Source organism: Cylindrospermum stagnale PCC 7417, assembly GCF_000317535.1.
GTDB classification, from domain to species: Bacteria; Cyanobacteriota; Cyanobacteriia; order Cyanobacteriales; family Nostocaceae; genus Cylindrospermum; species Cylindrospermum stagnale.
Genome location: NC_019757.1, coordinates 5180614 through 5194433, shown reverse-complemented (window position 1 = coordinate 5194433; position 13820 = coordinate 5180614). Strand labels below are relative to the sequence as shown.

Below are 13820 nucleotides of genomic sequence, written 5' to 3'. Positions count from 1 at the left end.
CAGCACCAGCTAAAGGACGTGAATACTCGAAGCAATTATCAATATTTAGATTAGTTGCCTTCTGCAAAAATATCCTCACCCTAGAGAGTGCTGAGGCACTCATCAAGGAAGCACGGTTTGAGTCAATCTTTGATAAATTGTCCTCAAGGCATCAGCATTACCGACATTACCCGGAAACAGCACCACTGGCAAATTGGCAAACTGGGGATGGTCAGATGGTGTCAGCACCATTGAACAACCAGCTAAAATTTGACCGAGTAATCTCGCTGTAGTTAAATCCAGACCAGTACTCAAAACATCATTGGAGGTAATGCCACCTTTGCTGATTAAGAATCCTATATCAGATGGTAAACCTTGGACAATATCCATCAGTAAGCCAGAAACTTTTGCCCCAAAATCTAACCTGGTTTTGACATCTTTAAAAGACAATTCCTGACGGCTGGTGTAAACCACTGGTGTTTTACCAGTGTTGTGTACCGCCTGGACGCTTTCGAGAATCTCGGTTAGCAGTTTAGCAGATTGATTGGCCTCATCTTCAAGTAAGCGTCCGACATTTACTTCAATTCCCACAGTTCCCTCAACTTGCAACAGTGACTCTAACTGCTGAGTTGTCTTTTTGACGTGGGAACCGACAATCACTGCACCTGGTTTACCACCACGCACATACTCTGCCATATTTTCGGCGGCGATCGGTTGGGGAGGTAAGGCGGCTAAGGCTGTTAAAATGCTGGCTGCGGAGCGAAATAGAAAGCGTTTTCCCTGACTCGCTGCTGTTAACAGGTCTACAGCAAAGCGGTTGAGATCAACTTGAGTTTCGCCATCAACTACAGCACACTGATTACCACTCAGTTGCAGCAAGCGTTCTAGACTACCAGCACGGATGTCTGCGAGTAAAAACCTTTCTACTGTGTCCGCATTGATCCGCCCTTGGGTCTTTTCTTCTACATACTTGGGTAGATAGCTGTGATGGTAACTGAAGACTGAATCACGGGCAAATTCAGTTTCATGTACTGGGGTAGTTACGCCATCGATGATCAAATAATGGATGCTGTCGCGGGTGACTCGTCCACCTTCAAAAAAGGCGGGTACGAGAAAATGAGCATCAAATGGCCCGAGTTCATTGGCGATCGCATCGGTTTCAATCGGGTAATGTCCGCGTAATGTGGAGTCAGAACGGCTAACCACGAGAAAATCGTCTATGCCTTCGGCGGCGATCGCTAATTTCAGGTTTTGGCAAACTTCTGTGGTCACAGATGCTGCTGTCTCTGGAGTTAGCGATCGCGTATTCGTCAATATAAAGAATATCGGGGAATCATCCCTTAAGCCGATGCGTAAAGTTTCCACATCCCAGTGCATTAGCAGCAAGCAGCTGTGGACTGTTTGAGAACCCGTAGGGTCATCATCCAGGACGATTATCTTCGGTTTTTTGCTCATTTAACTCAACGGGACGACTTTTGTTTAGGCAAGTCTAAGTAGAGGTTTCCTTTTCTTAGACTTTCTGCAATTTTCTGATTTCTGCTTGCACATCGAGGGCAATCTGCAATGATTGATTTAGGATTTGGGCGTATTCGCCAGCTTGACTACTAACTTCTAAAGCTTGCAGATTGGCTAAATTATTGACAAATAACTCTTGGTTGTTAGCGAGCAGTTTTTTATTATCCCGCAAAATACGTTCACTTTTCAAAGCGCGGACTAAATCTTCTCGAATCAGTTGCATGGCGGCGAGTACTTTGTCTCGGTCGTTGAGGCTGTTTTGGGAGTTACCAGTGGTCGCTAGCTGGTCATGAATATCTATCGTTTTGATAACTTCGTGATATTTATCAACTTCGTCTAAAAGGATTGTGAGTACGTGGGGACAGGTAAACCGCCGCCATAGCGATCGCCCCAAGATGACGGCGATGGGGACGAGAATGAGTAAGAGAATGCCCAATTTTATCGAAGAACCGATGGTGGGGAGGATCAAAAAGGCATAAATGAAGCCGACGATAATCGGGGTAAGTGCGATCGCTACCAAGCCTTCGTTCAACAAAAACCCTAAGCGCTTCTCACGGTCTGCCATAATCGAAGGTCGAAAAACGTCTTCAGGGTCAAACCCAGTCAAGCGCCTCAGTTCCCCCTTGCTAATTTCCAACCCTATTAAGTCCGGCTGCACCGCTGGATACTCCTTGAGGAAGCGTGAGTTAAGTATCTATTTTAATCGGCTTTACCGTGATGATTGTAGTTATATTCGGGAAACCAGGTTTCGTCTAAAATTTGTTCTAAAGAACCAATGGGTATAAGCGGGAATATGTCAAGAGTAATGATTGATGCAGAAATAACATACTACAAACGTATTTCCGAGGTATAATAAGTCTATCTTTACTGGCAAAGACGGTAAGAGATAGTCAGTGGTGTGAGGAATTTTATGATAATAACAAACAATGATAAAGTAATTTGTCAGCAATCAGATGAACTTGTAACCTTTTTCCAGCAAGCAGTTCAAAAACCATTCGACGATCATCCAAGAACGGAAGCATGGCAGAAGTTAGTTGTAGAATCGTACGCAAATAGGGACTTTGATACAATCAAAGCCATAGTGGGTAAAGGGCAACAAAATGGAAAAAGTTATGTTATTTCAGGTCAGACTGAGTTTGATGAACCTTATGAGGGATTAACCCCAGACGAAAGGGTGCTAGTTTATTGTTATAATAATATGAAGCAGCACACCGTCAGTCAGCTATATATTTTCGAGAAGCATTCAGAAGTTTTTGAACCATACTTCTTTGAATCAAGCAAGCAAGTTTTATTTATGGACTTCGGCTGTGGACCTCTTACTTCTGGAATAGCTGTAGCAAGATATTTTTCAGAACATTTACAAGGCAAGAACCAAAAGCTAAAATTTCGTTATATAGGTATAGATAAAGCTGAATCTATGCTCCGAAAAGCTAAGGATTTTAGTCAATTTCCAGAATTTTTTCATAAAGAAAGTGAATTTAGGTTTTACCAGCCTTCTTCGGAATCGATTTCATTTGCAGAGAAACCATCTTCTTATATAACAAACTTTGTTAATGACACTTCATTAGTTATTTTAAACTTTTCCTACTTTTTTGCAAGTCCTTCCCTAGATGAAAACTTTATTAAAAGCTTAGTTAAATTTTTAAAAGAATCTGTTTTTATAAAATTTAACTCAAGTGCTATCTGCCTGATTTTCCAAAATACTCAAGGTTCAGACTTCAATATCTATTGGCATGAGTTTTGTAAACAAGTTTCTGAGTTAAAAAGTACTATAACTGGCCCAATTGAAACTATTTTTTACTATCATGATATGTTAAGTAGGAAGAAAAATCGTCCAACAAAGCTTTACTATGACATTCGATTTTTGGATTTGGGAGAAAACTAATGCCTAAAATCAAGACCAAGTTAACTATTAGTAATCAGTTGAGTCTTTTTGAAGATATCCCACTTCTTCAAGAGGATAAAGAGCAGCAAAGTGAAAGTAAACTACAGGAAGTAAATAATGAGCAAATTAGCGACTTAATTTATGTTCCTAATTTTATAGGTAGTGATGAACATGATTTTTTAGTAGAGAAGATTGACAGTCAACAGTGGCTTACAGATTTGCAAAGAAGAGTACAGCATTATGGCTATAAGTACGACTACAAGAAGCATAATATTGATAAGTCATTTTACATTGCACCTCTTCCTAACTGGGCGTTAACCTTAGCACAAAGACTACACAAAGTATTTAGCCCAACATTACCCGATCAAGTAATAGTGAATGAATACCAACCTGGTCAAGGTATTTCTAGCCACACAGACTGTGTATCTTGTTTTACAGATGTTATCATCTCTTTAAGCCTTTGTTCATCATGTGTAATGGATTTCACGCATAATCAAACAGGGCTGAAAACTTCGTTATTACTTGAGCCAAAAAGTTTAATCGTTCTAAAAAATGAAGCTAGATATAACTGGTCACATGGAATAGCTAAAAGGAAAAGTGATTCTTTTGAAGGAAATATCATTAAACGTTCTCGGCGTATTTCTCTTACATTTAGAACCGTCATGTTTTCTGATAAATGAAGTCTATGTAAGCTGAGTAAAACTTCAGGTATAAAGTACGATTGTTATATCTTCCACCATTCTCAGTGAGCTACCTTACCCGCCTGGGAATCAATTCCCAGTCTAAAAGCCTAAGTCCGTTGAAACGGACTAAAACTAAAACAATTTTTCAGTCGTCTTGAGACGACTTTTACTATTAGCCTCAGAATTGATTCTGAGGCGGTTGTGGGGACTGATGCAAGATGTAAGTTAACAAAAAAACCAGCGGTTAGCGGTAAAACAGTATTTTGAAGTTGGTAGTGGTGCGGTAAAGCCTACGTGTATCCTACAAAATAGATCAATTGCCCTCTCTGCTATAATCACTTTAGCCCTCATTTATCCCGTCTAAATTTTGTGAGCCAAATTTTGATGCTGGAATTGAGCGAGCAAGCTCTTATTGCTATTCAACAACAAGCTAAAAGTATTGGTATTTCTCCAGAACGTTTAGCAATAACCTTGCTAGAACAGCATTTTGCACAAAGTTTACCATTACCAATAACTGAGACTAAAAAAGCATTAGCACGGGCAAAATTTGAGAGGCATTTCGGCACACTTAACCTTGATATTGTAGGTTAGATTAATGCAAAGAAACCCAACAAAACTTTACCTAAATACACTATGCTGAAAACTCTTTGGGCTACTGTTCGTCAAGGCAAAATAGAGTTACTGGAGCCAGGAGAACTTCCTGAAGGTACAAGGGTTTTAGTGACAATTTTACCAGAAGATGAAGCAGATTTCTGGCTTCAGACAAGTCAGGTTTCTCTTGATACGATTTGGGATAATACTGAGGATGATGTTTATGCCCAGCTACTCAAAAAATGACATCATCTTAGTTCGTTACCCTTTCTCAGATTTATCTGGTTCAAAAGTAAGACCGGCAGTTGTTGTGAATGCACTTCACGAGTCTCAAGACATTTTCATTGTTCCCCTAACCAGCAAAACTACATCATTACTTACTGGTGAATTTGTACTGTCGGATTGGACAGGAGCCGGATTGAATGTTGAGACAGCAGTTAAACGGGGTTTATACACAGTACGGCAAAGTTTGGTTGTTGCAACCATTGGTAAATTGACTAAACCCGACATTGAGCAATTAGAGCAATCCTTGTGTGAGTGGCTAGGGCTTTAACGCCAAGAAATCCAGCATCAACGCTGAATCAACATTCCACTTGCGGCTGATAGCAGTTGTAGAAAATTACACAGACTTAGGAACTTATAGCTGTGACATCCTGTCGTCTAGATGAAGACTAAGTAAACAAACTTACTTAGATACCAGGTCTCACCCTATAAGTCAAGCCCAGAAGGATTTCCATGTCACTTAAGTCTTCACTCAGTTTGTTTGCTAAAGGTGCTTTGACAGTTTCAAGTCTCTCTGTCGTAGCTGTTGCGTCTTTCCCCTCTGAAGTTCTTTCTTTAACAACCCAAATAGAGGATGTACAAGGCCCGACTCTTGAGCAGCAAGAACAAGGAACTAATTCATTTCAAAATCAGTTGCGTGAAATTGAGAAATCAACTTTGTTGATTGCTGATAATGACGACGACGATGACGATGATGATCGCAAACGTGGACGTCGAAGAGATGACGATGATGATGATGATGATGATGATGACGACGATCGCAAACGTGGTCAGCGAAGAGATGATGACGATGATGATGACGATGATGACGACGACGATCGCAAACGCGGATATGGTAACCAACAAGGTCATCGTTCATCAAAATATTTTCGGGTCAAAAACTGGAATACCTCACTTAAATTAAGACGGCTAGTTAATTACAACAAAAAAGCTTTGGTTGTACATCTGGATATTCTGGAAAAACCAGTTACCAGATATGCAAATGCGGTCTACATTGTTTACGCTCGCAAAAACAATAATTGGGTGCAGGTTTACACCAGTAAAGGAGCAAGACTGATTGACAAGAATGCAGGGAGATTCTTCTTACAACCAGAGGTAATAGAATTAAGTCAACTGCGACTAGGTGATATTGACTTGTCGAGGTCAGAACTGAAAGTTGCAACTCAAATTCGCTATGATTCGGTCAGCACACGTGACGAAACATTGGTATTTGAAGATATCTGGAACTACAGAGAGATAACTGAAATTACTAACATCAGCCAGATTACTACTGTCAGCAATACAACCACCACCACCTCTGGCACAGTCGGTACATATACAAACACCACAAATACTGGCACAGTCGGGACGTATACAAATAACACAAACACTGGCACAGTCAGTACATCTACAGCCAATCAATCAATTACACTCGCAAATAGCTTGCGTCTTAGCTATCTGGGCGTATCTTACAGCGGCAACACCTCTACTTGGCGGTACTATCTGGAAGAATTGCCAAGAGCCAGGAGCATGAGCAACTGGGTACTAGGCTTACCAAGCTGCGTTAGAGTTGTGAGCGCAAGTCCAAAAGCAGAGTTAGTTAATTTTGACCGGAATACCAACATAAGTGGTGTTAGATGGAAAACTGGTGGCAGCTTTAAAAAGGGAGAATTTTTGGTGAAGCTGGATAGAAGATATGCCGTGGGAACTATTGACATAGCTGCTAATGGGCCTAATGTAGCTAGAGGCGTTATTGCTGGGCCTAGTTGCGGTACTCTTTGAACTATTCACAGGATTTCTAGCTCAATACGGTTCAGTTAGAGCCGAAAGCCTTAAACTGCGTAGGTTGGGCTTACCGTGTGAGAACCCAACAATTAACATTTAATGTTGGGTTTCGTTCCTCAACCCAAGCTAGTATCTGGTTAGGTAACTTACTCAGTAAACCATGATACAACCAATACTAGCTCGCTTAAGCTGAATTAATCTGCGGAACTTCCTCGAACAGATCCTTTATCTGTTGCATTCCTGCTGCTCCATTTATTAAATAAGGCAGTCCCAAACTAAAATTGTTGATAGGTTGAATTTAAGCCAATTACTAAAAGCTGATTAGAAACAAGTGTGCCTACAGAAATAAAATTTTTATAGGTCATAACAACGCTAATACCTAAAATTATCAGTTGCTCTAATATAAAAGTTAAGATAGAAATTTAGCCTTGACGTAAACGGTTTTTAATTCTTCTAAATTGGTAGAAAAATTATTTGCTGCTCGGTTTTTTAGTCCAAATATATTGATTACAGATTGAGAGAGAATGTTTTCTTGTACCACGCTAGCAATATATCCTTCTTTTTGCCGTAGTTGATAACCTTCTTCAGTTCAATATCCACAATTAAGCATAAGTATTAAATTTTTTATTAATGAAGTGGGCGCTATGCCCACCGCAACGCCGGATAATAAACTGATGAGATTAGCCCAAATTTTTTACTGGCTGAGTTTGGCGCTTTTTCCTAGCAGTAATAGAGAATACACCAAGCGCTAACAGACCCCCTAACATACTGTACTTTTCAGGTACAGGTACAGCAGTAATACCGACAGAACGCACCAGACTACTGTTAGTAAATTGACTACCAGTGAAATTTGTAGAACTGCCTGTAGCCCCATTGAAAGCTAAGACTGAGCCAAGGTTGTTATTAGTAAAGTCAAACCCAGCAGCATAGAGATTATTACTAGAACTACCAGCCCCGAAAGTTAAGCCGCCAATAAAATTATTACTGGGATTAGTACCTGTGTAATTAGTCGATAAAGTCTCAAGCAACAAGCCATCTGAGTTATAACGCCGGATGCCCCCAGCAAAGTCACTAACTAAAATATCATTGTTGGATGCGATCGCTAAACCCAGCAAACTCACAAAACCGAAACTTTCGGGTAATGGGGTAGGCTGAGAGATAAAGACAGTGGGAGTTGTAGTTGCCTCAGTACCAGCTACTTGCGCCGGACTGTAGCGCAACACCTGGCTTTCGTAAGGAAAATCGAGGCTACCATCAGCTTTATTAGCCGAACCCTGGGTAGTCACATACAGGCTACCATCTGAACCAAACACCAGACCATCGGGGCCATTCAATCCGTTAAGTGACCCTTGACCGTTATTATTATCAGAAGCAAAGACACCTAAAAAAGCTCCTGTTACAGGGTTAAATTTCAATATCTGATTACTACGGAAACTAGCGACATAGAGAGTACCATCGGGCCCAAACGCATTCCCATAGGGGCGAATCAATCCGTTACCAGTAGCAGCTACACCCAAGAACTCCCCAGTTGGGCTATAGCGCAGCACCGCAGAATCAGTTGGATATAAGGAGTCAAGCAGGTTGAGGTTAGAGTTACCACCACTACTAACATAGAGGTTGCCGTCTGGTCCGAAAGTTAAGTCATCGGGAGCGCGTAACCCACCGCTACTAGGGGTTGTAAAGTTACCCAGAAAGTTGCCAGTATGTTCATCAAAAATAATAATACTGTCGCTATCACTATTGCCAACTAAAAGGGCTGCATTTACCTGGGGCGCACCAATGCACAAGGTTGAGAAAATACCAAGAAGCAGTGAAGCTGAAAGGGTAGAAGCTTTAAAACCGATTGAACTCATTTTTTTCACCAGTTTATTTTGTGTATTTAAATGCTAGTTAGCTACAGATGCATATGATATTTTCAGCATTTATACGAGTAATTATGTAGAGTTTAATCTGAAAAAATAGCTATAAATTATCTAAAAAACTATACTTTATCAAAAGTTCATTGAACTTCGCCAATTTTGGCGGCATTTTGTTTTCTACCTTCATATTTTTTCTGGTGATCTTCACAAAACACAATCAAAAATAAAAGGTAAAAATCCTGACTTGGACTTTTACCTTTTATTCACCTCAAATCATCAACATCAAGAAAATTAAGGATATAAACCCCGATCAGTTAGCGCCTGCGCCACTCTACCCACCCCCAGCGTATAAGCTGCTAACCGTAGAGTAACCTGCCGCGCCTTTGACTGTTGAACCACCTGGCGATAAGCCTGCACCATCAAGTGTTCCATTTCCCGGTTGACGCGTTCCTCATCCCAAAATACGTAGGAAAGACCCTGTACCCACTCCAGGTAACTCACCACTACACCGCCAGCATTCGCCAAAATATCTGGCAACACCGTTACACCCCGCGCCTCTAAAGACAGGTTAGCCTCAAGGGTAACTGGGCCGTTAGCAGCTTCGGCGACAATCTGCGCCTTTACCTGATGGACATTTTCTTCAGTGATTTGGTTTTCCAACGCTGCTGGAATTAAGACATCGCAAGGTAAAGTCAGCAAATCTGCATTGCTAATTGGTGTCGCTTGGGGAAAACCTGCAACACTTTTATGGTTGTTAGCGGCATAAGCTTTCAAGGCAGGAATATCAAGACCGGTTTGGGAAAATACACCCCCAGCACCTGTGGAAACAGCAATAACCTTCGCTCCCTCTTGATGTAGCAATTCAGCAGCAGCACAGCCAACATTACCGAAACCTTGGATGACAACTCGCACTCCCACCAGGGATTTACCTTGATCTGCCAGCGCCTCACGCACAACAATCATCACACCGCGTCCGGTGGCCATTTCTCGTCCCCGCGAACCACCAATGGAAAGCGGCTTACCAGTCACCACCCCAGGCACAGCATGACCAACATTTACAGAGTAAGTATCCATCATCCAAGCCATCTCACGGGCAGAAGTACCCATGTCTGGTGCAGGTATGTCTACAGCGGGGCCAATATCTTTAATTAACTCACTAATATAACGACGGCTAATCCGCTCTAATTCGCCTACACTATAGCGTTTGGGATCTATGGGAATACCTCCCTTCGCACCCCCGTAGGGAATACCTACCAACGCACATTTCCAAGTCATTAGCATCGCTAAGGCTGACACTTCCCGCAGTGTCACAGCCGGATGGTAACGAATTCCCCCCTTGTAGGGGCCTAAAACGTCAGAGTGCTGCACCCTGTGTCCGGCGAGAACCCGCACTTCTCCATCATCTAGTTTCACAGGAATAGAAACTGTCACCACCTTACGCGGATGGCTAAGGATTTCCAATAAACCTTGATCTAGTTTTAGTTCTTTACCCGCCCATTCTAAATAGCTACAAGCTTGATCGAATGGGCAAATATGCGCTGGCGAATGATTTTCCAGCGATCGCACAGAGGTTGAAACCATAAGATTTTCTCCTCATCACCGTATATTCGCAAACTGAATTTATGTATAGCTAGTTTATCCCTTTTTTTAGAAAAATAGGGATTTTGTAAATTTCGTTACATTTTTTTTAGATTTTTTGTTGTATATTCTTTCTGCCCTCTCAATCAGAAGAGAGCTAATGCCTTAGCTAGAGCAGCAGAAGCCCCACCTCCTACCCTGCCGTTGGCGAAGCCTGCCGTAGTCATAAGCATAGTTCGGCAAGCACAGACAGCACCCAGCCATCTTGTTGGAAATTTGGGCGGGGGGCATTGGAGGCTGACTCACAAAACGACGGGACGCAGCACGCCACAATTGTCTTTCCCCTGACTCCAAATCAATTTTTAACTATCAAATCAGGTGAAAACGATTGTCACCCCTTCTTGACTGACAATGTTGTAATTTCAGTTTGCTCTTCAGTATCTGGTAGCCAATTGAGGAATAGTAGGGGTAACAAGGTGGTGAGGTTAGCAATCAACACTAACAGCCAAAGCAACTCAAAGTTCGTTGCAGTAATCCCCAGCCAATGCATGATTAATGCCCCAAATGCCTGGGAAACGACTCCTCCCAAATTCAATACCGACATTAGCAAGGCAAAGAATGTTGCTTCAACTCCAGAGGGACAAAGTCTTGCTGCTAATACCATTACTGGCATAAATGCGATTTGCCCCATCACAGTCAGAATCAAACTATCACCTAAACTAAACCAGTGGTCATCTATACCCAAAAGTCGGTTAGTGTGAGTCACTAACAGCAATGTCGTCATTCTCAAAGCTGTTGATAAGACGATACTCCAACCAAAAATTACCCGAAAGGGGACGGTTTTGAGGAAACGTTGAAAAAGCCAAACTCCAATTAAGGAAGCAAAACTTGTCACTAGGCGCACCCGCCCTAAAAATTCTGGTGCAAAGTGCAGTTCGTTAGTGGTGAAGAAGAAAAAGGCTGAGTCTGCGCTTGGGGTAGCATGCCAAATAAAGATAAATGCTGTTGGCAGCCAAATTGCTTTTTGGGCGATCGCTTGGCGTAGTTGTCTTAGTTGATGTTTGAGTGTCGGGAAGTTGGTTTGATCTGAATCTTGATCGTCTTTGCTGATGGGTGTTTCGGCAATTAACCAAGCGACTGCTGAGACAATCAGGGGGAATAACGCGGTAATCCAAAATACAGTGCGGGTAGTGAAGTGTTCTAAAAGCAAACCGCTAAAGTATGCTGTGATCAAACCCCCAATTGCAGACGCACCCCAGCAAAGGGATTGTAGAGAACCTGCACTTGCAAGTGATTCTGCTCTTGCCCGTTCGACAACCAGGGAATCAACTATCACATCACTGACAGCGACGGAGAGGGAACCAAGGGCGATCGCAATTGCCGCTGCCCAGCTAGTATGAACTATTGTCGCCAGACTCAGCCAGGCAGCTGCTCCCAAGATGCCAGATAACACAAGGTATGGACGTCTGCGGTAGCCGAATATGGGTAAGCCATCGGAGACAAAACCATACAGTGGCTTGATCATCCAAGGTAGGGCAACTATTCCCAATAGCGCAGATACCTGAACCGGACTCAGCAATAATTCATCTTTAAGGAAAAAGCTGACAGCTAGACGCGCTAATCCTAAGATGCCTTGCACAAAGTAAACGCTGAGAATAGCGATTAATTCCGCAGTGGGTTTATTGCCGAAAAAAATCTTTTCTGTTACCGAGTCTTTGACCTTGGACAAGCCAGGAGAGTCAATCAGCATTTGGTAAACATTCTTTAAGCTTTATTTACTTACCTATCATATCGACATTTCAGCTTTGGGAGTTAACTCACCCAAGCAGCTATTTTAATGAAGTGGCGGGATGAAGCCGCACACCCAACCCTTAGTTTCTGTATCAGTGAGCATCATTCCTAGCTTCATATATTCTATGTGTGCAGATTGCAAGATATGCTTCATCATCAAGAGTTACCCGCCATCAGCTATTGATAATTAGCAGTTTACCAGTCATTGTTCAAAGTCATATTCATGACTATTCCCTTGATTTTCAGCCGATTTAGTCAAGATTTTTCTACGTGCTTGGCAAAACTTGGTCAAAAGGTTAAATTAGTTACAAAGCTGTTAATAACACTATTATAGTAACTTGCGTATGTCTCGCCATAAAGTACAAAAGTCATCTTTTGGAAACAATGCGGTTCCCAAGAAAAGCAGTTCTTTGAACCAAGCAAACTCTTGGACAAACCCTTATCAACAGAGAAACGCCAAAGCCTCAGAACAGCCGATAAACACTGTCAAGCCACCGACAACAGCCGAATGGCTGCAAGATAATGTCTTCCTGAAAGCCATAGAAACTAGAAAAGCGCAACTTCAGAGACAGCAGCTAGAGGAGAATGCTGGCACTGAACCACAGCTAGAATCAATTCAGACAAAGTTAACAGTGGGGGAGCCTGGGGATAAGTTTGAGCCTGTTGCAGACATGATGGCTAGTCGAGTCATGTCTATGCCGGATAATGCTGTGCAACGGCTTCTGGCACCAGAGGAACAGACAGAGCAGGAAGTACAAACCAAGCCGGCAAATGCTATCACCCCACTTGTGCAACGGGCAGCAATGCCAGCAACTGATGGCAGTTCACAAGCTGGTGGTAATATTGAAAGTCGGCTAAATAGCAGTAAAGGTGGTGGTAGTCCATTATCGGCTGATGTGCGGGGCTTCATGGAACCGCGCTTTGGGGCTGATTTTAGCTCAGTGCGGGTGCATACAGGCAGTGAAGCAGTGCAGATGAGTCGTGAGTTGGGCGCACAGGCGTTTACTCATGGTAGTAATGTTTACTTTGGGGAAGGGAAGGCTCCTGGTAATAATGAGTTGACTGCTCATGAATTGACTCATGTTGTGCAGCAAGGGGGTGGGGTGCAGTTTCAGCAAGGTCAGAACTCACAAAAGCATCAAGATACAAAAGCGGCAGTAGTTTCATTGACATCACTGGTACAGCAAAATGTAATTGCTCCGCGTATTCAACGTTGGGTTCTACCCACAGATTGGTTAGATTATATTGGACTGACTGTTGATGCAGCAGAGCGCATTTATATTGAATTAAAATATAAAGAAGGACAAGAAAAAGACTTTAAGCGCTTTGTTAATAACCTTTTTATTGCCATAGATTTAGTATTTGCAGCTGCACCTGGGGCTGGTGGGGGTGGACTTGCACTTAGAGCGTCTCATTCAGGTGCAGTAGTAGCCTGGGCTGCTACTCCTGATTCACTGAAGTTAAAAATAGCAGCAGAAGTCGCTAAAAGAATGGGTTGGCCTGTAACGAGAGCATTACAGATGGCCAATATTTATTTTTCTGCGACTGAGGGGAGTGGAGGAGAAGAGGAAAACAGACCCTGGAAGGAAGATGCTTATCATGGTCAAAAACCAGAATATGAAAATCCCGGACATCACGATCCATCATCTCCTAATTTCCGAGGTCAAGGATCTAAGACTTCCAAATTACCTCAAGATGCAGAGGAAGTCTACAAAAAAGCAATTCCAGAAAAAGATGGAAGAACGTGGTGGGGTAGAAATTCTCAAGGAGAGTATTACAGATATCAAGGGTCAAATGGTAAAGTTCATTGGAACGGGCGCCAACAATCTGAACGCGGCTTAAAAGTCCCTGATTATATAAAGAAAAGGTTTGAAGGACTTAATCAGAGATAGA

The 13820-nt window shown here is 42.3% G+C and carries 12 protein-coding genes; 7 read left to right on the top strand and 5 right to left on the bottom strand.

Features of this window, described 5'->3' with window-relative positions; translation table 11 throughout:
• Positions 1-102: 102 nt before the first annotated feature.
• Positions 103-1434 carry a four-carbon acid sugar kinase family protein gene (locus CYLST_RS21710; RefSeq protein ID WP_015209890.1) on the bottom strand — a complete coding sequence of 444 codons (1332 nt, stop codon included), beginning with the start codon at positions 1432-1434 and terminating at the stop codon, positions 103-105.
• Between the two features lie 55 nt (positions 1435-1489).
• On the bottom strand, positions 1490-2152 hold the full coding sequence (locus CYLST_RS21705; protein WP_015209889.1) for a hypothetical protein: 663 nt from the start codon (positions 2150-2152) through the stop codon (positions 1490-1492).
• Between the two features lie 252 nt (positions 2153-2404).
• Here CYLST_RS21705 and CYLST_RS21700 point away from each other — a divergent pair, with 252 nt between their 5' ends.
• The 6 genes from CYLST_RS21700 to CYLST_RS35565 all read left to right on the top strand — a co-directional run bounded on the left by CYLST_RS21700 (position 2405) and on the right by CYLST_RS35565 (position 6696).
• The gene (locus CYLST_RS21700) at positions 2405-3379 is read left to right on the top strand and encodes a class I SAM-dependent methyltransferase (protein ID WP_015209888.1); all 975 of its coding nucleotides are present in this window, start codon (positions 2405-2407) and stop codon (positions 3377-3379) included.
• The gene (locus tag CYLST_RS21695; protein ID WP_015209887.1) at positions 3379-4059 is read left to right on the top strand and encodes an alpha-ketoglutarate-dependent dioxygenase AlkB; all 681 of its coding nucleotides are present in this window, start codon (positions 3379-3381) and stop codon (positions 4057-4059) included. The genes CYLST_RS21700 and CYLST_RS21695 overlap by 1 nt, the downstream gene beginning before the upstream one ends.
• Positions 4060-4431: 372 nt before the next feature.
• Positions 4432-4653, top strand: coding sequence for a hypothetical protein (locus tag CYLST_RS21690; protein ID WP_085960665.1), 222 nt, complete (start codon positions 4432-4434; stop codon positions 4651-4653).
• A 42-nt stretch (positions 4654-4695) separates the two neighbouring features.
• Positions 4696-4899, top strand: coding sequence for a DUF104 domain-containing protein (locus CYLST_RS21685; protein ID WP_015209885.1), 204 nt, complete (start codon positions 4696-4698; stop codon positions 4897-4899).
• A complete protein-coding gene (locus tag CYLST_RS21680) occupies positions 4877-5206 on the top strand; it encodes a type II toxin-antitoxin system PemK/MazF family toxin (protein WP_015209884.1) in 330 nt (109 codons plus the stop codon). The genes CYLST_RS21685 and CYLST_RS21680 overlap by 23 nt, the downstream gene beginning before the upstream one ends.
• A 182-nt stretch (positions 5207-5388) precedes the next feature.
• Positions 5389-6696 (top strand): hypothetical protein, encoded by a 1308-nt coding sequence (locus CYLST_RS35565; RefSeq protein WP_015209883.1) that lies wholly within the window; start codon positions 5389-5391, stop codon positions 6694-6696.
• Positions 6697-7379: 683 nt separating this feature from the next.
• On the opposite strand, the gene CYLST_RS21670 is transcribed toward CYLST_RS35565, so the two are convergent.
• From CYLST_RS21670 to CYLST_RS21660, 3 genes are all read right to left on the bottom strand, one after another.
• A complete protein-coding gene (locus CYLST_RS21670) occupies positions 7380-8552 on the bottom strand; it encodes a Vgb family protein (RefSeq protein WP_015209882.1) in 1173 nt (390 codons plus the stop codon).
• A 297-nt stretch (positions 8553-8849) separates the two neighbouring features.
• Entirely contained in the window at positions 8850-10139 is a 1290-nt protein-coding gene (locus CYLST_RS21665) for a Glu/Leu/Phe/Val family dehydrogenase (protein ID WP_015209881.1), read from the bottom strand.
• Positions 10140-10527: 388 nt separating this feature from the next.
• Positions 10528-11886 (bottom strand): folate/biopterin family MFS transporter, encoded by a 1359-nt coding sequence (locus CYLST_RS21660; RefSeq protein WP_015209880.1) that lies wholly within the window; start codon positions 11884-11886, stop codon positions 10528-10530.
• Positions 11887-12271: 385 nt separating this feature from the next.
• Here CYLST_RS21660 and CYLST_RS32465 point away from each other — a divergent pair, with 385 nt between their 5' ends.
• Complete coding sequence (locus tag CYLST_RS32465) at positions 12272-13819, top strand: eCIS core domain-containing protein (protein WP_015209879.1); 1548 nt, start codon at positions 12272-12274, stop codon at positions 13817-13819.
• The last annotated feature ends 1 nt before the right edge of the window (position 13820 follow it).